The organism is Corynebacterium sp. ACRPS, from assembly GCF_022346005.1.
Classification (GTDB): domain Bacteria; phylum Actinomycetota; class Actinomycetes; order Mycobacteriales; family Mycobacteriaceae; genus Corynebacterium.
In genome coordinates, this window is the sequence record NZ_JAKRMY010000014.1 from 35527 (window position 1) to 55624 (window position 20098).

Genomic DNA, 20098 nt, shown 5'->3' on the forward strand with positions numbered 1-20098 from the left:
CGGGGGAATCTTGTTCACGGTGTGCCGGACGTGTCGGCTGGTGGTGGTGCGTGGATTGGGCAGGCGGTGTCGAGTCCTTTTGCGGTGCCATTGTCGGCGAGTGAGCCGCTGCGTCGTTTGCCGGGGGCGGGTATGGTTCCTGCTGGTTACGTGTCTGCTGATGGGGTGTCGGTGGATACGTCGGTAGATTCTGAGGAATCGAAGTCGTGGTCTGGACTGTCGATGAGTACGGTTTCCTCTCCAGATGGGGTGAGCCTGTCGGTATCGTTTATGGAGCTGGGTAATTCGGCGGTGATGCGGCTTACTCATCCTGATGGTGGCGTGAAAGAGCTGTTTGATTCTTCGCGTGTGAGGGTTGAGGAGCGTCTTGATGGGCAGTTGCCTTATCGGTCGTTGAATTTTGATTTGTTGGCGGCTGATGGGCAGCGTGTGCGGTTGTTCGTTCCTCGTGCGGTGGTCACGTCGATTGATTCGCAGGCGTTTAACCGGGCTGAGTTGGCCGGCAGTGTGGTGACGCTGTCGTGCACGCCGGATTCTAATGGTGTGTGCTTGTATCGCCTGGTGGATAGGGCCCCGCAGGAGCCTTCTTCGCGTGAGGATATGGGGCCGGATTTTGCGTTTGCTGGCAAGGTGCGCGAGTGGGTGGACTATATTACTGGCGATGGCCGGTTGACGAATCTCGGTGCGATTCGGGTGAATGTGTCTACTGCTCTGGATATCATCTCTCGTATTTCTGAGCGGTCGTTATTGGATGCGGTGGACCAGCTGATTAATCGTGTGGAGCACACGGTTGCAGATATGACTGATTCGGAGTTGCTGCGCATTATTGCGGATTGGGCTCCGCGTGACCTTATTAGCGGCGCGAATCTGGATAATTTTCGAGCTGCGTTTGACCATGCGATGTCGTGGATTCGCAGGCGGAGTAAGTCTATTGCGCATGCGGTAAAGAAGATTGCCACACTGTGGTCGAGCGTTGGTGTTGGTGGGCTGATTGCTGGTTTGTCCAATGGTGATGTGCAAAAGGCTATTGGTGATTTTGTCGCTACGATGGGGGCGAATTGGCAGGATTGGCTTGATGCCATTATGCGTGGGGATGTTGACCATCTGATTGATAATGCGATTGCGTCGGTGGATTTCCCGGCTTTGGGTGATGCTTTGGCGAATATGGTGTCCTCTGCTGGTTTCGCGCAGTGGTCTGGTCCTATTCGTGCGTGGGCTGGGCGCCTGGGCCAGGTGTCTGGTGATGTGGGCAAGATGGTTGGTGATGCGCTGCGTGGCTTTTTGAACCGGCAGAATATTACTGACGTTAATGAGTTCATTCGTGATGCGATGCGCCGGTGGAATGATATTTCTGGTGATTTCATTAAGCGGATGACCTCTGGTGAGATTTTGTCTGATATTGCTCGTGCGGGCAGTAATCTTTATCGGGCGGCGCAGCGTTTGTGGGATTCGGTTATTGATATTGTGCGGGATAATTGGGGTGTTTTTAACCCGTCGAATCTTGTGAAGGCGTGGAATGCGTTTTTGGGTTCGTTGGATCCGGCTCAGTATGGCGATATTGCGAACAGGTTTTTGACGGACTGGAATAATCCTGCTGCGTTGGCAAACGATGTTGGCCTGTTGGCCAGTGCGATAGCCAGCGATGTTGGTCAGGGTTGGATTGCTGCGTTGAATGCGTTGAATCTGGGGCAGGTGATTCCGCAACTGACTGGCGCGTGGGACGCGTTTTTAGATGGCGTGAATAAGGCCATTGCGGAGTTGTCGACGCAGGACTTGGTTCTGGTTGGTGCGATGTTGGCGTTGCCGGTGATGGCTTTGGCGGCCGGGGCGGCGTTGACGTTGGTGCTGTTGGTGTTTGGCAAACCATTGCTTGCAGTTCCGGTTGCTTTGGCGACGGCGGGACTGTTGTTGGGCATGCTGGTTGTGGCCTTGAAGTTTTTCGGCTTTGGGCTCAGCGGCGTGGTGCTGCCGTGGGCGGCGGACTTGATTGTGATTGCCCTTTTGACTGGGCATCCGTTGGCGGCGTTGTTTATTTTTTGGTCTGTGGTCAATGGTGCGAAGTTCATCATTTTGGATTTCCCGCTCGTGGTTATTGCTGGCGCGTTGCCGGTGACGTTGAAGGCCGTCGTGTTGTTTTTGGCTGCTGGTTGGGTGCTTGCTCATCTTGCGGTGTTGGCCGCGGTTGTGTTGTTCGTAGTGACAAAGATTCGTCTGTTGTTGCGGATTACTCAGCCGTTGCGGACGACTGGGCTGGAAAAAGCTGTTATTGCGGTTGCTATTGCGGTGACTACGTTCGTCATTGTGGCGTTGTTTGCCTCGACTGTTGTGGGGCTGATTATCTTTCTGATGATTCGTAGCTCTACTCTTTCTGGCCGGTCATTGTTGTTGAATTTGGTGCGCACGGTCATTATTGGCGGTATTTTCGTCCCGTTTGTTGGGGTAAGTATCGTTGTGTCGTTGCTGCGGTTGTTGCGGTTCCGGTTGGATACGGTTCCTCCGGTGGTGACTGCGGTTGCGGTGTCGTTGCCGATTGTTCAGGTGTTGGTTTTTCGGTCTTTGGTGACGGCTCGTTTGGCGGGTAAGCAGCTTCGTGCGGCGGTGGTTGTTATTCGACCGTTAGCGCGTTTTGTGCTGGCTGCATTGTTTTTGATGTTTACTACGGTGAGGGCCTTGTTGCCGGTGGCCGGGTCTGGGGTGACGGCGTTTGTTACGGCGATTGTTGCTATTCCGGCGTCGATTATTTTTTATGTGGCTTCTGTGGCGTGGGTTGCGTCGAATGTAGCGGCGTTTCCGTTGCTGAAGAAAGCTGTCGCTCCTGTCATTCTGGCGTTGGGGGCTGTGGTTGCTGTGTCGCTTTTGGCTACGGCGGTTGCTACGCTTTTGCTTCTGCCTGTTTTGGCGCCGCCGGTGGTTGCTGCGGCGGCTGCTGTAGCTGCTGCTTTCGCCACGGTCGGTGTTACTGCGGCACTTTTTGTGGGCCACCAGGTAGCTTTGGTTGCTGCTGGGCTTCATGGTGGCGGCCAGTTGCTGCTTCGTGCGATAACTGCGGGGGTCATGCTTGCCGGCATGGTGTTTATGACCACCGGTATATTCGCGGGGATTGGCCCGTGGGTTGTTCGCCTGGTGCTGCGTGGTGTGGAGGCTGTACGGTCAGCGGCTTCGGTTGGGTTCATCCCAGTGTTTGCGGCTCCGACACGATTGTTGTATCCGCTTCGTAGGGTGGGCACGTCGGCTATTGGTCTCGTTACCGGCTTGGCGTTTCCAGTAGCGTTGCTGACACTACCGGTACTGTTTTTGCCGTTTAGGGGCATTATTTATCGAGTTGCTGTCCCACTGACGATTTTTAGGTTTATCTTGAAGTGGAACATCCTGTTCCACAGTGTGTATGCATTCAACCTGATTATCTTGCTTGCGTTGTTATTAGTCGCTGCAGTCGCTTGGGTCGGGTGGGTGTTAACGGGTGGTCCTGCTAGCCCTGCTTCGGCACCATTCTGGTGGGCTACAAGCGGTGCATCGATTCTCGCCGGGCTGCTTTTCGTACTGATGCTCTTAATCTACATACCTCTCTATCCTGTCGATAAGGTGCGCCAGATTATCACCCCGATTGCCTTACCATGGACGTTCCTGGACGCATTCGGCGTGGATACCGTCACCACACTCGGCATCGGGCTCGCCCACATCGTGGCGCGCACCAGAGGCATCATCGGGATTCTATTACGCCCAATCCTCCCCCTCCTGGTGGGTATCCTCGGCTCGAGTGTTATTGCCGCGGCACGCTGGATGGGCTGGAAGGTCCCCATCCTCGGGGCTCGCCTACTGACCCCAGTAGCTATCGCCTTGGGTGTAAATCATCGGTTCATTATCGCAGCGCTTGTTACTCTCACGTGGGTTGGGCAGCGAATCAAACGGTGGCCGAAATTCGCCCTCAGTAGCATTGCTACCGTCGTTTCTGCCATCGTGGTCGCACTTGCTACCGCCCGCGGTGTGCGCCACCTACTGTTGGATGTTGGTGTTATTGCTGGCGCGTTCCCGTGGATGAAGGCTCAAAAGCTCGAGCAGCTCGCATTGGGGTTGATGGTTGCTGCTGTAGTTACTGTGTTCGTGGGTGTGCCATTGCTTCTTGTGGCGCGGAAATTGGCTAAGCCGTGGAGGATATTGGCCAAGGTGTCACTGCTGACGATTGCGGTGACGTTTACTGCGGCGTCGTTGACGATTGTGCCTGGTGTTGCCGGCGCCATTATTTTGTTCTTGTCGGTGGCAGCTTTCCTGAGCATGGTCGCCACGCACCCACGAGTACTTTTGGCCCCATTAGCTGCACTGCTCACGGTGGTGACGGGGCTTGTTCTGGCTGGCGCTTTAGCCTTTCTTGCGGCTGGTACTCCGGTGCGTGCTGGTAGGCGGCTGTTTAGGCGTCTTCGTGTGGCTGGTGTTGTGGCTGCGGCGCCGATTCTTTTGTGGGCTGTGTTGATTTTGTCGGCTTCTTTGCTGATTGTTGCGGTTGCTAGTGTCTCGCATGCGGTTCGAGCTGTTGACCTTATATCTTCCATTGTGGTTTTCGCCGCGGTGGTGGCAACGCTAGCCGTCGTCATTGGCTCGTTGGCGCTGACGTTGTTCAACCGTGTGACGGGCGTCGTAGTTGCTGGTGTTGTGACTGTGGCGTTTATTGCTGTCGCTGGGCTGATTATCATGTTGGGCCTGGTGCCGATCTACCTTCGTGTGGTCAACACAATCGCATTTCCTCTTGTGGGTATCCCCTTGGATATTTTCAACCTTTTAACGCGTCACTCACCATTGGGTAGGCTGCTGCGACTGTGGGTGATTGCCCATTTGGCGGTGCTGGCAGTCGTATCTCTGGGGCTAGTGGCGCTCGTGATTGTGCTCAATATTGCCGGAACACTGACAGGGCTCGCCACTTCGGCTGGTATTGCAACAGCGATCGTTTTGTTGTACCTGTACGTGTTTATTCCAATTGTCGTTGTACTCATTTTGGCTTACTTCGCAGTTACAGTAGCTATCGGTTTGTTCCTAGCTAGCGCTGGTATGGTATAGGGTGCATGGTTTGCAGTAGTCTCCTTCCAGCAAGGTAGGAGGCTACGAAAGCCCACATGTAAAACACGTATTCGATTCGGGGGAATTGTTTCTTATGGCTGCAAAGAAAAACGCCAAGAAAAACACCACAAACGCAGACAACTGGTTCAGCTACACCACGAACAACGGTGACAAAATCAGCCTGCCACCTATCGACTCCATCATCACCGTAGGAGACCGCCGCCGCGCCAAACGAGACGGACTCGACGACGAAGACTTCTCCTGGATGATTCTCGAACGCGCCGCCGATAAATCCGAAGACGGCACCCTCGACGCCATCGACAGCATGCGCATGGACGAATTCAACACCTTCATGCAGGACTGGAGCGAAGGCGGCGACAAAAGCTAGCCTCAGTGAAATCGTCTCCCTCATCGACTCTGTAGACTCCGACACCCGATTCGCTATGGCAGTCGAAAGGGAACTCATCGAAGCAGGCATACGCTGGCGGTGGATAAACGACGGCACAGACCGCGCCTCGTGGAATGATGCCATCGCCCTTATCGCCACCGCCGGGCCAGACTCAGCATTGGTGCGCAATGCGCAAAGGAAAGACTGGGAGTGGAATCTCACCAATCAACTCCTGGCGCATATTGCTGACCAGCAGGCGATGAGTGCCTGGTCAGGCAAGGGGCAAAAGCCTAAGCCGATTCCCCGCCCGGGTGTTGACGATTCGACCACTGAGACTGCTGGTATTCAGGCAGAGGGACTTACGAAGGAAGAAATGGATAAATGGCTGGGCGATGACTGGCCCGGCGTTGACGGGGGTTAATTCATGGGTGCAAACTTCGATGTTGGTACCGGCTGGGTCAGTATCGTGCCGAAAATGGGGGACTTCTCCCAGGTACGCAAGCAGATTGATAAGGCGGTCGTCAGCCCTTCTGGCTCGTGGGGTGAAAAGCTGGGTAATAAAATCACCGGCGGGCTGAAAAAGACGATGAAGGCTGGTGCTGTCGCTACTACCGCTGCCGCTGGTGTGAGCGCAGGCAAGGCGTTCAGCGATGGTTTTAACCGTCTTGCTTCGACTGATAAGGCTGAAAAGGCCCTCGAGGGCTTGGGCTATAAAGGCAAAGACATCGACCAAATTATGGGCAATGTCAACAAGTCCATTGAGGGAACGTCCTTCCTTATGGGCGATACTGCCCAGGTCGCCTCCGTCATGCTCAGCTCTGGTATTAAACCCGGCCAAGACCTCCAGGACACGCTGAGTCGTGTTGCCGACTCTGCTGCCCACTCGGGCGTGTCCATGGGCGAGATGGGCTCAATCTGGTCGAAGGTTGCTGCCCGTGGTCACGTTGATGGTGAGGTTATGGCTCAGTTGATGGACCGAGGAATTGGTCTGCAACAAAAGCTTGCCGACCAGATGGGCGTGACTAAAGAAGAAGTCACCGACATGATTAGCTCGGGCAAGGTCTCTTTCGAGGACTTTTCCAATGCCATGAACGACATGTTCGACGGCGCCGCCCAGAAGCAACGTGAAACGTTTAAAGGTTCCTTCGATACTATGGCGGCGTTCGCGTCGCACGTGACTGCGGCATTCATCCAGCCCTTCTACGATGGCATGATTCCCGTGTTCAATGCGTTGTCGGATGGGTTCGAGAGAATCACTCCTCAGATTGGTGATTTTGCTGGGCAACTCTCGGATAAGGTTGCCCCGGTTTTTGACCATTTGGCCGATGAAGTCATTCCGAAAATGTTCGATGCTATTGCGAACATTGATTTTGATTCGGTGATGGATTCGTTTTCCTCTATGGGGGATGTAGCAGTCCAAGCGTGGCCTGCAGTTGAGCAGCTTGGGAGCTCACTGGGGCAGCTTCTTAGCGCTATTGCGCCTATTTTGCCTTCGATTGTGACAGCTATGGGGTCTATCGCTGTGGGTAGTTTGCCTGCCATTGTCGACCTTCTCAATGCTCTTGCCCCGCTGATTTCCACTGTCGTTGTCCCGGCTGTTGAGATGCTTACTGACCAGATGGCGAAGCATCCGGGTTTGGCTGCTGCGGCTGCTGGTGGGTTTATGACGTGGGCTAAGGTTATTGCTCCGATTACTCGCGGGTTTAAGGCGTTTAAGACCGGCGGTGACATTATCGCGTCGTTTGGGCCGAAGTTGGGCCCTGCGATTAAGGGTTTTATGGGGTTCCGTAAGGCTTTGGGCGGAATCATGAAGGTTGGGCGAATCATCTTTACTGGGTTGCGTACTTTGCCTGCACTGTTGGCGGCTATTTTTGAGGCGAACCCAATCGGTCTTATTGTCACGGCTATTGCTGCTGTCGTTGCAGGTATTACGCTCTTTTTGACGAAGACTGAGGCAGGGCATCAAATCTTGTCGAAGATTGGTGATGCTTTCCGCGCGTTTTGGGATTGGCTTCAGCCTATCTTTTCTACTATTGGTGAGTGGTTTGCGAAAGCATGGGGCGTAATTCAACAGGTAGCCCCGTACATTATTACCGCCTTGTTTACTCCCATCATGATGCAATTCATGCTGGTTAAGTCAATCGTGATGCTGGGATTTGAGGCCATCAAAGCAGGCTGGGAGCTACTCGTAACCGGCATTCAAGCTCTGTGGGAAAACGTACTCAAACCCGCATGGGACGCTGTCGCACAAGCAGTGCACATCCTGTGGGAAGCAGCTATCCAACCAGTCCTCAACCTGATAAAGCAGCTCTGGGAAGCTGTCGTAAACGGCATCAAGGCCCTCATCGATACGGTACTTATCCCAGCGTGGGACGCGATGAGCCAATTCCTGTCTGCTATCTGGAATAACGCTATTCAGCCAGTATTTAACGGGATTAAAGCCGTGTGGAACATGGTTGTCGACGGTATCAAGGCCATTATTGACAACGTCCTCCTCCCCGCTTGGCAACACATGTCAGACTTCATTAAAGGCATTGTCGATGCACACGTTCGCCCTGCTTTCGACCGCATGAAGGAAGGCGTTGACCAAGTAAAACAATGGTTTGAGAAAGCCGCCGATGGTATCAAGTCTGTGTGGAATAGTGTCTGGGAGACGATTAAGGATATCGCTGGGAAAATCACCAACATTGCTTACAACAACGGCATCCGCCTCGCGTGGAACGGTGTAGCCAAGGTGACCGGCGTTAACGAACTACCCGAGGTCAGCTTTGCTACCGGCGGTGTCATGCCCGGCTACACCCCAGGCCGCGACATACACACCTTCTTCTCACCCACCGGCGGCACCCTCAACCTCTCCGGCGGAGAAGCCATCATGCGCCCCGAATGGACCAGAGCAGTCGGCGGACCCGCCGCCGTAGCACGCATGAACGCCACAGCACGAGCAGGCAAAGGCACCGGACTATCAGGCTCCTACGCCGACGGCGGCGTCCTCGGCGCCATCAAATCCACCGCAGGCAAAGCCTGGAACGTCACCGACGACGTCATCAACAAAGCCATCGAACTCGGCGGCGACTTCGCCAACGCAGCAAAGAAACTCTTCGACGACAAAATCAACGCCGTCAAAGAAAACCTCGGCATCAACAGCGGCACCGACCTAGCCAAATCCGTCGCCCCCGCCTACCTCACCAAAGGCGCCACCACCGCCTGGAACTGGCTCAAAGACAAAGTCACCGCCGTCGCCAAAAAAGTCAAAGAACACCTAAGCGTCGGCGGCGACGTCAACAAATACCGCGGCCTCGTCACCCGCCTGTTGAAAGAAAAAGGCCAACCCACCTCACTTACCGACACCGTACTACGCCGCATGCAACAAGAATCCGGCGGCAACCCCCACGCCATCAACGACTGGGACTCCAACGCCGTCGCCGGCACCCCATCCAAAGGCCTCATGCAAACCATCGACCCCACATTCCACGCCTACAAAGACCCCGGCTTCGACGACATCTGGGACCCAGAAGCCAACATCCGCTCCTCCATGAACTACGCCATGTCCCGCTACGGCTCCCTCTCCGCGGCTTACGACAAGGCTGGCGGCTACCACACTGGTGGCGTACTCCCCGCATTCCTCCGCGACTCCGGCGGCGTACTGCCCAACAACTCCGTCGCGGTCAACACGTCCGGCGAATCAGAATGGGTTCTCAACTCGCAGCAAATGACCAACTTTGCCGAGGGAATCACCTATGCAGCCCAGCACCTCGATTCCACCGCCAAGGCCTTCTCGGACGGTGTCGAAGCATGGCTTAACGGTCAAGAAGAACGCGTTGGCGCCCCCATCGAATGGGGCTCACAATTCCTCGGAGACGTCCTCGCTGACATCACCGACGACATCGGCTCCCCTTGGGGAATCGACGGCACCAACGCCCCAGACATCCTCGACAATCAAGGCCGCGTCAAAGTCGCAGAAGCAGGAACCGCCGACGACCCCGGAAAAACCGCCCTTCCACCAGTCGAAGTTCACCTCAACATGAACGGCGACAACATGGAAGTCTCCTCCGACGATGTACGCCGCGGCGTCAACCAAGCCCTCGACGACTATCAACGCCGCATCGAAGCACTCGAACGAGGCGTCAGAATCAACACCTTCACCACCCCAATGGTCGTCTAGCAGGAGGACATCACCATGGATATTCAACTCACCGACTACAAAGGCCACACCTGGCACCTCGCCGGCGCCCAGGAAGGCGACGAAGGCGCCACCCTTACCAAAATCTCCGGCACCGACGGGAAACTATCCGACCACCCTATCCCCACAACCCAACACTTCCCCACCCACACCTACGACACCACCACCCCAGAGCCCATCACCCCAACTCTGACCGTCAGCATCACCCACACCACCAGCCTGACCACTGAAACCAATATCCGCCGCTTCCTCGACGGCCTCGACTTCTACAAACCCGCCATCCTCACCTTCCACCAACCCCGCCAACCCGAACTCCAACTCTTCGTCCACCTCGAAACACCCATCGGCCTACCCGAAGAAACCGCCCCCAAAGACACCACCACCATCGAAATACACCTCACCGCCCAAGACGGCCGCTACTTTGGGCCCGAACACACCTCCACCGGAATCACCACCATCGAAAACACCGGACAACTCCCCCTCTGGCCCACCATCCACTGGCACGGACTCACCGCCCGCGTCACCGAAGACAAAAACGGCCCCATCATCCTCCCACCAGCACTCGGCGCCACCGGCCTCATCTACCACACCAACCCCGACACCGGCGGACTCGTCACCGACACACACGGCTACCCCAACCACAACGCCTGGGCCACACTCCGCGGCATCGCCTGGACACGCCCCATCATGCCCGGCGACGCCACCGCCATCGACTGCCACAAATGCCACATCCACTGGCGCAACGAATACCTACAACCATGGGCACAAACAGGAGGAATAATCAGCAATGCAGGAACATCAAACAATTCAAATGGCCGCACTTGGGCAACGGCATCAGGACGACCACACGCCGTTCGTCTATTTGACTGACAAATACCTCACCCCACAAGCCATCATCACCGGCTACACCAGCCTCAAAGCCAACGACAAAGTCAACGACGCCGGCACCTTCACCCTCGAAGTACCCGCCAACCACCCCGTCGTCGACCTCCTCATCCCACCACTAGCCTTCGACGGCGACCCCAACTCCACCCTGCGCAAACTCACCGACATCCAACAATTCCTCGTCGTCGAATACGGCCACACCCGCTACACCTACTTCGTCGACACCATCATCGACCACGCACAACAACACGACCCCACCGTCGAAATCACCGGCACCTCCATCCACGACCTGGCCAACTACCTCGTCATGGAATCCAACCCACTCACCCTCAAAGCCATCCAACCCAAATACATGGACGTACGCGCTGGCGACTCCCTGCGAGTCATTAAAACCTTCATCTTGATGAACCTGCGCCGCCTCTACCAATTCGACTTACTGCCCGACGCTGACCCCTGGTCGCCCATTGCTTGGCGTGATTACGCAGACTGGCCGATTATGGTCAATCCACTGCATAAATCCACCACGACTCCCTGGACTGTACTTGCCGCTCGCTTCGACTCGCTTGCCGACCTGACCAAAGAAACCCTCGACGCCGCCGGACTCCGTCTGACCATTACACTCTGGATGCCCTGGGACAAGCAACCATTCCCCACCCACACCCGACTGTGGAAGCCGACCTTCATCATCGACATCGTCCCCCTCACCAATGACTCCTCCATCGCCGGACACGTCAGAGAAGGCGTTAAAAACATCAGCCGCCGCTGGGACCCCGAGGACAACGTCTCCACCGTCGGGCTTGGCGACCGCACCAACCCAGACGGCTACAAACCCTGGATTATGCTCCGACCCACCCACATCGACTACGCCACCAGCGACGTCACCATCACACGCTCCAAATACGCAGACGTCACCGTCGGAGGGAAATCCCCCAACGCCATCAACCAACTACTCAAACGAGCAACCGCCACTTTCGTCGGCGGCGCCATCGCCGGCGCCAAAAACGGGCCTGACCCCCGGAAAGTAGACACGTCGGGGGTTAGCTATGCTGCTTGGGTCAGTGTAGCCGATGTGAGTGCTTCGAAGTCGTCGGGGGCTAGAAGGTTGCACCAGGAGTGCCGTCTGCGCGTGTTGTAGCGCATACACCACCGGAAGATCTCTTGGCGGCAGACAATGGGATTGTCAAAGACTTTCCGATCACGCAAAACTTCACGCTTTAAGGCGGCATTAAAGGATTCTGCCAGGGCATTATCAGCACTCGTACCTACCGCTCCCATGGACTGGCGCACACCAAGATGGGCGCAGTGGTCCCTAAATACCTGTGAGGTATACACACTGCCGTGATCAGAATGGAAAATTGCCCCGTTAAGGCTTCCGCGGACTTTCCTGGCATGAGACAAAGCTTCGATAACCAGCGATACCCGCATGTGATCCGCGAGTGCATGACCGACAAGTTTGCGAGAGTAGACGTCGATGACCGTAGCTAGGTACATATTCTTGCCGCCCTTACACGGCAGGTAGGTGATGTCGCCTACGTACACGTAGTTCGGCCTGTCAGCGCTGAATTTACGGCCTACTAAATCTGGCATGACGCGGTGACCAGGCTTACGCCTGGTAGTGATGCATCGACGCCGTTTAGTAAAGCCTTGAAGTCCCATGGCTTTCATGATGCGTGCAACTTTCTTGTGATTGACCGGGGTATACACCGGGTCTTCCTTAAGGCTTGCGGCGATGCGTTTAGCCCCATAAAGACCATGCTCATCATCAAAGATGGTCTTGATTCTTGCACCAATAAGACCATCGGAATACATCTTTAACCTGCGTTTTTCGCGGGTTTTGACCCATTTGTAAAACGAGGAGCGATTGAGCTTTAACACGTGGCACATCCGCTTAACCGAGTACTCGGTTCGGTGGTCATCGACAAACTGGAAGCGGATTACCAGCGTGTCTCTTCGGCAAAATATTTCGCGGCCTTGCGCAGGATATCGCGTTCTTCGCGCAGCTTAGAGACTTCTTTTTCTAGCTGGCGGATCCGTTCGGAATCAGTCGTCGCCTGGGCCTTGTCACGCAGGGTCTTCGTGCGGGCGCGTTTGCCGGTGCCGTACTGCTTGATCCAGGAATAAAGTGAGGAACGATTGACTCCAAGCTCTGCTGAAGCCGCGTGAAGTGAGAGGTCCTCATTGTTTTCGTAGAGGGCCACAGCATCACGTTTGAACTGTTCGGAGTACCTAGGCATGGTGGTAGATTACCTTTCTTCCCAACCCAACCGGGCTGGATATCAGGTGTCTACCAAACAGGGGTCAGGTCCAACGCCTGGCCTGGAAACGACAAACAACTCGACGACCTACAAAGCAAACTCGAAAAAGCCACCGGCAAACTCACCGAAGACAAACTACTCGCCTTCACCCACCACCAAGCCACCCGCAGAGCACGACACCTCGGCCCCTACCGCCGCCGCGAACTCGTCGCCTCCGGAGAAGGCTTCACCATCGAAGGCCAACAACAAGCCTACGAAGCACTCGCCAAAGGCAAAGGCAACCTCTCAGCCTCATTCAAACTCACCGACACTTGCCCCTACCAACTCGGCTACGAAATAAACGTCGGCGACCAAATCGGCATCCAATGGCGAAACATGAACCTCTCCACCTGGATTGATGAAGCCACCATCAGCCACACCCCCGGAACATCACCCAAAACTGAGCTCGCTGTCGGTGAAGCACAACCCCGCCAATCCGCCCTCCAACAACTCAACGAAAACCAAAAACACATCTCCGCCACAACGAAAAGACTCAAAACCCTCATAGGGTAAAATCACCACACAGGAACACCAGTTCCACACACAACGGGGGGATAAAAACATGGGAGTATGCCTAAACCGCGACACTCCACCAGGCGCATGGGTCGTCAACCAACCCATACTCAACGCCACCAACCAACTACACGCGCTCTTCTTCGGCCCAGACGACTACACCACCGGCCGAAACGCAATCGAAGCGCTCACACCAGCCCTACACAGCTGGCTCAACAAATAAGGGGGAAAAATAATCATGCCACTCTACGGACTCGATGTATCCGAACACAACAACGGACTCAACCTACACACCGCACAACAAGAAGGCTACGACTTCGCCATCATCCGCATCTGCGACGGAACCTACACAGACCCCATCTTCTCCTCCCACCTGAAAGACGCAGAAACCGCAGGACTCATCACCAGCGGCTACTGGTACCTCCGCGCCCCCTCCGAAGGCACCACCATCGCCCAACAAGTCAACACCATCGACCAACAACTACAAGGCCGCAAAGACCTCCCCATCTGGATAGACGTCGAATCAGTCGACGCCAACCGCAACCCTCTCCTTTCCGGAAACGACGTCTGGGCAGCAAAACACGAACTCGAATGCCGCGGCTACACCGTCCCCGGCATCTACTCCGGCGCCTGGTACTGGGAAAAAATGATAGGCGGCGAACCCTCCATGGACGGCCTCGGCGCCCTCTGGGTCTCCAGCTACGGCACCAACAACCACGGAACCGCCGCACAACTCTACCCAGGCGACAACAGCCCGCGCTGGAACTACCCACTCGGCAACCACACCCCCGACATCCTCCAATACGGCTCCAACGGACACGCAGCCGCCTACCCCGGCGTCGTAGACATCAACGCCTACCGCGGCACCCACGACGACCTCAAACGCCTACTCGGCCACTAAACCCCGGCACACACGCACCAGAAAGGAGAATCAATCATGCCTAAGCACGCACAAAACATCATCCACCCACAACAATTCCAACTCGACCGCGGCATCACACACTCCCCCTGGTACCTACGCCAAACCATCTACACCGTCACCGGCCTCATCGCCCTGACCGTCACCGCATTCGGCATCGCCAGCCCCGGCCAAGTCGATACCTGGCTGCAAAACACCAGCAGCATCACCGCCACCCTCGCCAGCGCCCTGGCCGCCATCACCACCGGCGAACACTCCGACTATCGCCCCGCCCCAACCCAACCACCACAAGACAACCCACAGGACACTCCACCAGCGCCACAGCACCCCACACCCAACCACCCACAAGGAGCAACACCAGGACACCCCGCACCCAACCCACAACAACCACCCCAATAACCCAACAACACACCAAAGGAGGCACACAATGACACCACTAACAACCATCATCGCCACAGGCACCACCAGCGCCATCACCGGCATAGCCTCCTGGATAACCGCCACCATCAACGCCCACTCAAAAGAAAAACGAACCCGAGAACAAACCCGCTACCCCGAATGGAAAGCATTCGTCGACACCATCCAACAAGAAACCCACCAACTCACCGACCGAGTCAACAACCTCCAAAACCAAGTCGACACCCTCCGCGACCAAGTCCACACCCTCAACCACAAATACAACACCGCCATCAACCACATCACCGAATGGCGCCAAGCACACCCCAACGACATCCCACAACACCCAGCACCCACCGCAATCAAACCCGACCTCTAAACCACCATGAGCAACAAAAACCCACACCACCCAGGAACACCACACCACCTACGCCAACAAATCCGCAACCGCGACAACCACACCTGCCAACAATGCGGCAAACCAGGCCACGAAGTAGACCACATCACCCCAATAAGCCAAGGCGGCACCCACAACCCACAAAACCTCCGCGTCCTATGCCACGAATGCCACCGAAACAAAACCACCCAAGAAACCCGCACCGGCAAAACCAAAAAGAAAAAACTCCTCCACCTCCCACAACAACCACACCCCGGACTCACCTAAACCCCCACAACCCACGCCCCAACAAACCCACAGACTGGACTCTCACCAAGAAACCACTAAGATAACCACGGACCTGACCCCTGTTTGGTAGACACCTGATATCCAGCCCGGTTGGGTTGGGAAGAAAGGTAATCTACCACCATGCCTAGGTACTCCGAACAGGGGTCAGGTCCGACGTAGGACACGACGGAATGACCCAAATCATCACCCGAGAACTCCAAAACCACTAACCACCTAACAAAACTGCAACAACCCACCCCAAAAGTTGCACACCACCACACCCCATCACGTAAAGTGCACACCATACACAACAAAACACAAACCCAAACACGAAAGGAAAAACAACAATGATTGCAGACATCGCAACCACCGCACACGACGCAGCACACAACGCCATCTCCACCAGCTGGGACGCCCTCGAACAAGCAAGCCTCTTCACCCGCAAACTGCCATACATCATCCCCGACGCAGTCAACGAATTCAACCGCAACATCCTCGGCTTCTAAAACACCAAACCAAAACAACCCCCGAGACCACCACACCTCGGGGGTTTACCCATACCCTCACCTGGGGGTAATCCCCTCCCCCACAACCCGAAACCCCCGGGCGACCAAGGCGTTTAGGGTGTGTACGGGTCTGGTCGGTGGGGTGTGTGAATAAACAGCCTTGTTCCAATCATGAGCCGGTTACAAGGCTTGTTAAAACGACGAATCCCCTCAACGAGTGTTGAGGGGATATTTTATCGTCGGGTCGGTTATAGCACAGTGCGTGACAAACTATTCGCTTTCTTCACTTTGTCCAGTAGTGGGATAAATCTTAAAGCCATCCTGGCTAACTTTATAGGTTACGACACCACCAGCAGCAGCGACGATAAGTGCAAGAATCGACGGAACAGTCTTGCCATACCAGGCAAGAAGAAAGGTTCCCATCAATGCGAGGAGCGTTACTAGCGCAAACACAGATTGTTGCCGACGCTCCAAAATTCCGCGGTTATCGATAGAACGGGCGACCGCTTTCTGAACCTCAGCATCAGCCATTGCAGATTGATGGCGTGTATCTAGCGCAGTCTCCGCCATCTTGATGATTCTATCGGCCGCGCCAGGCAACACAGATTCATAGCCTGAAAAGTCTTGAACCGCAGGCAAAGGACCCGAACGCGCTGCGAACATCGCTTGAACTTGGGCACTCTCTACCTGCGGTCCGTCTGGCTGATTTTTTACCTCGGAATCGGGATTTTCTGCATCGCGTCGTTCAGCGCTCGACCCGTGTCGTTCCAGCTCTCTGTCATCAGAGTCTCCGGACGGGCGATTGACACGCGGAATATTTTCTCCCCTGTGCTCGTTGTCGCCAGGAGTTTCCGAGTTCTCCCGCGAGTTTTCATACTCGACCGAGTCATCCGACATCACCACTCCTTCCATCAACTGTTTACGGTAACTAAAATTTTAGTCTGGATTCCTACAAATTGCTTCTCGGACGTTGGAAACTTCATAGACGTTTTTGCGTCCATCCAGCTTGCGGGCTCGGATCTTTCTACGCTCCGCCCACTTTCTTAAGCGTTCGGGGGTGACATCGTACCCCTTTTGTCTTAACTTGTAGGTGAAAGTTTTTGCTGTGAGCCAGACTTCCTGCGGTGTCATGTCTGCGAGGGTTTTCATGCTTCGCTCCATTCTGTGGTGTAGCGGCGCATCAGGGTGCCGGGGGCTACGTCGAAATAGTGTGGGTCTTCGAAATCGCCGTTCCAGCTGCCGCGTGGGTGGGGTTGGGCGGTGATTTCTTCTGTGTCCATGTCTGCGATGGTTTGTAGGGCGCGGCGTACGTGGACTTGTGGCACATGGCCTGTGTATCGGTCTTCTCCGAGCCAGCACTCCGCTTCCTCGGGCGTCATCGGGGTCATTGGTTCTCCTCTGCGTGGTTGGTGGCGGCGAGTAGGGCGAGGCCTATTTTCCGCATTTTGGCGGGTGCTCCTTTGACTCTGCCTGCGGCGGTACTTAGCAGGACTTCGCCGTCGAAGATGTAGATTGAGGCGATGTCGTGGACTTCATCGTCTTCGACGAACCAGCCTTTTGTGCCGTCATCGAAAGGAAAAGTGGGTTCGGGCAGGTCGGGGGCGCGGAGTCGGATTACTTCTTGTGCGAGTTCCGGGGCGAGGGCGGCGAGAGACACATCTTCGTCTCGGCGGCTCCAATCGACGGCCTGGTCTGCGTTCCAAAGAACTCCATCCCCGTTTCGGTAGGTAATCACGTCATAATTGGTGTCCCCTACTTTCCACGGGCCGGGTGTGGCCTGGTCGAGTAGGTGTTTCAGGTTGGTGGTGGTGAGGTCACTCATTGATTTTCCCTTCGATGAAGTCGAGGTAGCTTTCCCATTCGGGTTGCTCTTGGTTGAGCTGTTCTTTTTCCTCCGGCGTGAGCTGGGCGCGGATGTGGATGTCGGGGCGCGCATCCTGTATGAGTTGTGCTCGGGTGCGCCTGCTGAGGATCGTCCAGTGGATCCTGACCCACGCGGTTGTGGCGCGGGTGAAATACGATTGCCTGTCGCGGCAATATCGCATCGCGCTGATGATGATGTGCTGGTTATGCGGTGGCAGCATGGGGTCGGGCATTATTCTCCCTCCTGGAGTACGTAGCGGCGGCCAGTCGGGGTGAGCTTGTCGGGAGAGGCAAAGGTCAGTAATTCCCCCTTAAATCCCTGTCGGATGTAGTAGATTTCTTCACCCCCACAGATTTTGGACAACATGACCACCTTGCCCAGGCTGCAATGCTCGGCTTCTGCGAGGTAGTGCTTATCGTCGTCCCATTCGATTTCGGCCATTGTGGGGCGTGGGAGCGGTGGGAGGAACTTGAGGAGTAGTTCATCACGCCGGAGGGCTTCTTTTATGTCTGCTTCGGTGTGCGCCACATCGAGTTCATGCTCAATGTAGTCTTTGACCACCTGGTGAGCTTCGATGATTTCTTGGCGGGTGAAGTTTAGTTGTCCCATAGTTGGTCGTCCTTTCGTAGGTCGTGTAGTTGTTCGTACCAGCGTTCTTGGCTGTCGAAATTGTTTTCTAATTCTTCTTCGTCTGGGTCGTTCGTGTCATCGAACGGAAACGGTCGAGCCATGGGCTAGTCCTTCCAGGTGATGGTGATGTGTGCGCCGGCGGGATTAGATTTCTTCCCAGATGATTTCTGGGTGGTCAATTAACTCGTCGATGATGTGGTCAGGTGGCGTCACCTTGTGATGCGAGTTGATGTCGTGCTTTCGATGGCACGAGGTGCAGCGGGGTGAGTACCTGTCTTGGTCGGTGGAATATGCCATGAGAAAAGTGTTTTTAACGAGGTCCCAGTGCTCATTTGGGCAACCTCCGTCGTACGACCATTCGTTAGCTTGATTCCCACAGTCGACACATTTGTACTGCGATGCCCTGCCCCGGTCATAAAAAATGCGCTTGTGCATTCCGTCGTAGCTAGGGAGTTTCATACGCTTGCGGCCTGTTCCGCGTCCAGGACCTTGGGCTAGTGGGTTGCCGTATTTTTTCGCCCGGTAGCCGTGGTAGTGGCAGTAGCCGTTTGCGTGGTAGGGCCGTTCGCATCCTTCCACTTCGCAGTCGCGTTTTACTTGCTTGTAGTCACTCTTTCCAAGCGGGTCTCCGTACTTCCGCCAACGCAACCAGTGTGCGTCGCACCATCCTCGCCCTTTAGCGGGCTTTTTACATCCTCTGATTGAACATTGCTGGGGTTTGGCGCACTGGTTGCAGAGAACTTTTCTCCCGTGGTCTTCGGGGAGTTTGGTTTTGCATTTTTTGCAATGGCGGTATGGGGTTCCCGTTTTATAGATGCGGTTGTAGTGGATTGAGCAATATTTGCTTGACGCTGAACGGGCCTGTCGGTTGCATTCTTGAATCGTGCAGAGGGTACGCTCATTCATAGCCCTCACGCTCCTTACTAGCGTTGTTTGGGTTAGGCCTCTGGTGAGCGTTGGCGCGCCCCTAGGGGCCGTTCTTATTCTTCCAATTATAGCACATCAACTGGGCTTTTAAGTAGTTTTATGAGGTCTTCGACTTCCATAATTGCCCATTGTTTTCCGGGGTTGGTTGTGCCTCTTCGCTTGGCGATGACTACGCCGACGTGTGCGTTGTCGTTGTCGGCTTCTTGGTGGGCTTCTTTGGTCCATTGGGGGAGGTTGAGTTTGCCGCCGTAGTCCTTGCATTCGATGGCGATTTGGCGGTTGTGTGAGTCGCGGACGTTGGCGATGTCGCCGCAGTCCTTGGCCCCGGTTTTGACTCGGCGGTCTATGCGGTCGTCGAGGTTGTCTCGAAGGTGGTCGGCTATGAGGCGTTCGAATCGTGCGCCTGCTTGTTTGGCTGTGTTTCGTGTTCTGCTCAAAATGGTGGCTCTTTTCGTTTCTGGCGGGTTTGGGTGTTGTTTTGGACTGATTGCCCACGGGTGTCCTGTTCGTCCGCCTGTGGGGCCGCTGGGCGGGTTTTTGGGCCTGTTTCGGCTTGGTGGTCGCAGTGCCATGCTTCGCCGTCCTTGTATCGCATGCCGTTGTGGTCGCAGAGGTCGCAGGCGTCGATGGCGGCGCGGCGTTGCTTCTTCTCCTCGGCTTCGGCTTGGGCGCGTTGCTTCTTGGCTTCGGCGCATCCCCAGCACGCCTCTCGGCTGGGGTTGCCGTCTGGGTGCTTTTGGCAGACTCCGTTTACGGCGAGGGGCCGTGCGGCGTGAGCCGCCGCCAACTCGTCGAGACTTTCAGGGGTGGGGGTCGATGCGCCCGATTCCGAGCCGTCGTCAGCGCCTGTCTGGTTTCCCCTTCTCCCCCGAACCCCCTTAAC

The 20098-nt window shown here is 55.6% G+C and carries 21 protein-coding genes and 1 pseudogene; 12 read left to right on the forward strand and 10 right to left on the reverse strand.

Annotated features, from left to right (window positions below):
- The first annotated feature begins 222 nt into the window (after positions 1 to 222).
- The 6 genes from MHX65_RS09110 to MHX65_RS09135 all read left to right on the forward strand — a co-directional run bounded on the left by MHX65_RS09110 (position 223) and on the right by MHX65_RS09135 (position 11637).
- The gene (locus tag MHX65_RS09110) at positions 223 to 5049 is read left to right on the forward strand and encodes a hypothetical protein (protein ID WP_239269788.1); all 4827 of its coding nucleotides are present in this window, start codon (positions 223 to 225) and stop codon (positions 5047 to 5049) included.
- A gap of 94 nt (positions 5050 to 5143) precedes the next feature.
- Positions 5144 to 5437, forward strand: coding sequence for a hypothetical protein (locus tag MHX65_RS09115; RefSeq protein ID WP_239269790.1), 294 nt, complete (start codon positions 5144 to 5146; stop codon positions 5435 to 5437).
- Between the two features lie 55 nt (positions 5438 to 5492).
- Entirely contained in the window at positions 5493 to 5858 is a 366-nt protein-coding gene (locus MHX65_RS09120; RefSeq protein WP_239269791.1) for a hypothetical protein, read from the forward strand.
- A gap of 3 nt (positions 5859 to 5861) precedes the next feature.
- Entirely contained in the window at positions 5862 to 9599 is a 3738-nt protein-coding gene (locus MHX65_RS09125) for a tape measure protein (RefSeq protein ID WP_239269793.1), read from the forward strand.
- A gap of 15 nt (positions 9600 to 9614) precedes the next feature.
- Positions 9615 to 10487, forward strand: a complete 873-nt coding sequence (locus tag MHX65_RS09130) for a hypothetical protein (RefSeq protein ID WP_239269795.1) — start codon at positions 9615 to 9617, stop codon at positions 10485 to 10487.
- Positions 10480 to 11637 carry a Gp37-like protein gene (locus MHX65_RS09135; protein ID WP_239269797.1) on the forward strand — a complete coding sequence of 386 codons (1158 nt, stop codon included), beginning with the start codon at positions 10480 to 10482 and terminating at the stop codon, positions 11635 to 11637. Before MHX65_RS09130 ends, MHX65_RS09135 begins: the two co-directional genes overlap by 8 nt.
- Here the strand turns inward: MHX65_RS09135 and MHX65_RS09140 are convergent.
- Positions 11544 to 12736, reverse strand: a protein-coding gene (locus tag MHX65_RS09140; RefSeq protein ID WP_370657798.1) for an IS3 family transposase whose coding sequence is annotated in 2 segments (ribosomal slippage) — positions 11544 to 12454 and positions 12454 to 12736 — 1194 coding nt in all. Because the reading frame shifts where the segments join, the coding sequence is not laid out codon by codon here. The genes MHX65_RS09135 and MHX65_RS09140 overlap by 94 nt on opposite strands.
- Positions 12737 to 13132: 396 nt before the next feature.
- On the opposite strand from MHX65_RS09140, the gene MHX65_RS09145 reads away from it, so the two are divergent.
- The 6 genes from MHX65_RS09145 (at position 13133) to MHX65_RS09165 (ending at position 15794) form a co-directional block, all read left to right on the forward strand.
- Positions 13133 to 13309 (forward strand): hypothetical protein, encoded by a 177-nt coding sequence (locus MHX65_RS09145; RefSeq protein ID WP_239269800.1) that lies wholly within the window; start codon positions 13133 to 13135, stop codon positions 13307 to 13309.
- A gap of 238 nt (positions 13310 to 13547) precedes the next feature.
- The gene (locus MHX65_RS09150) at positions 13548 to 14210 is read left to right on the forward strand and encodes a glycoside hydrolase family 25 protein (RefSeq protein WP_239269802.1); all 663 of its coding nucleotides are present in this window, start codon (positions 13548 to 13550) and stop codon (positions 14208 to 14210) included.
- A gap of 36 nt (positions 14211 to 14246) precedes the next feature.
- Positions 14247 to 14627 (forward strand): hypothetical protein, encoded by a 381-nt coding sequence (locus tag MHX65_RS09155; protein WP_239269804.1) that lies wholly within the window; start codon positions 14247 to 14249, stop codon positions 14625 to 14627.
- Between the two features lie 28 nt (positions 14628 to 14655).
- The gene (locus tag MHX65_RS09160) at positions 14656 to 15003 is read left to right on the forward strand and encodes an MbeD family mobilization/exclusion protein (RefSeq protein ID WP_239269805.1); all 348 of its coding nucleotides are present in this window, start codon (positions 14656 to 14658) and stop codon (positions 15001 to 15003) included.
- Between the two features lie 6 nt (positions 15004 to 15009).
- On the forward strand, positions 15010 to 15288 hold the full coding sequence (locus MHX65_RS11630; protein ID WP_370657799.1) for an HNH endonuclease: 279 nt from the start codon (positions 15010 to 15012) through the stop codon (positions 15286 to 15288).
- 347 nt (positions 15289 to 15635) lie between these two features.
- On the forward strand, positions 15636 to 15794 hold the full coding sequence (locus MHX65_RS09165) for a hypothetical protein (protein WP_239269807.1): 159 nt from the start codon (positions 15636 to 15638) through the stop codon (positions 15792 to 15794).
- A 270-nt stretch (positions 15795 to 16064) separates the two neighbouring features.
- Here the strand turns inward: MHX65_RS09165 and MHX65_RS09170 are convergent, their stop codons facing one another.
- The 9 genes and pseudogenes from MHX65_RS09170 to MHX65_RS09210 all read right to left on the reverse strand — a co-directional run.
- Positions 16065 to 16691, reverse strand: coding sequence for a DUF2335 domain-containing protein (locus MHX65_RS09170; RefSeq protein WP_239269808.1), 627 nt, complete (start codon positions 16689 to 16691; stop codon positions 16065 to 16067).
- A 39-nt stretch (positions 16692 to 16730) separates the two neighbouring features.
- Entirely contained in the window at positions 16731 to 16943 is a 213-nt protein-coding gene (locus MHX65_RS09175; protein WP_239269809.1) for a hypothetical protein, read from the reverse strand.
- A complete protein-coding gene (locus tag MHX65_RS09180) occupies positions 16940 to 17182 on the reverse strand; it encodes a hypothetical protein (protein WP_239269810.1) in 243 nt (80 codons plus the stop codon). Before MHX65_RS09180 ends, MHX65_RS09175 begins: the two co-directional genes overlap by 4 nt.
- Positions 17179 to 17616: a hypothetical protein gene (locus tag MHX65_RS09185; protein WP_239269811.1), complete on the reverse strand. Its 438-nt coding sequence runs from the start codon at positions 17614 to 17616 to the stop codon at positions 17179 to 17181. Before MHX65_RS09185 ends, MHX65_RS09180 begins: the two co-directional genes overlap by 4 nt.
- Positions 17609 to 17890, reverse strand: a complete 282-nt coding sequence (locus tag MHX65_RS09190; protein ID WP_239269812.1) for a hypothetical protein — start codon at positions 17888 to 17890, stop codon at positions 17609 to 17611. The genes MHX65_RS09185 and MHX65_RS09190 overlap by 8 nt, the downstream gene beginning before the upstream one ends.
- Positions 17890 to 18267: a hypothetical protein gene (locus MHX65_RS09195; protein WP_239269813.1), complete on the reverse strand. Its 378-nt coding sequence runs from the start codon at positions 18265 to 18267 to the stop codon at positions 17890 to 17892. Before MHX65_RS09195 ends, MHX65_RS09190 begins: the two co-directional genes overlap by 1 nt.
- A gap of 165 nt (positions 18268 to 18432) precedes the next feature.
- On the reverse strand, positions 18433 to 18585 hold the full coding sequence (locus MHX65_RS09200; protein WP_239269814.1) for a hypothetical protein: 153 nt from the start codon (positions 18583 to 18585) through the stop codon (positions 18433 to 18435).
- Positions 18586 to 19280: 695 nt separating this feature from the next.
- Complete coding sequence (locus MHX65_RS09205) at positions 19281 to 19652, reverse strand: putative PDDEXK endonuclease (RefSeq protein WP_239269815.1); 372 nt, start codon at positions 19650 to 19652, stop codon at positions 19281 to 19283.
- A pseudogene (locus MHX65_RS09210) lies at positions 19649 to 20098 on the reverse strand (hypothetical protein); the annotation flags it as partial. The gene MHX65_RS09205 and the pseudogene MHX65_RS09210, both read right to left, overlap by 4 nt.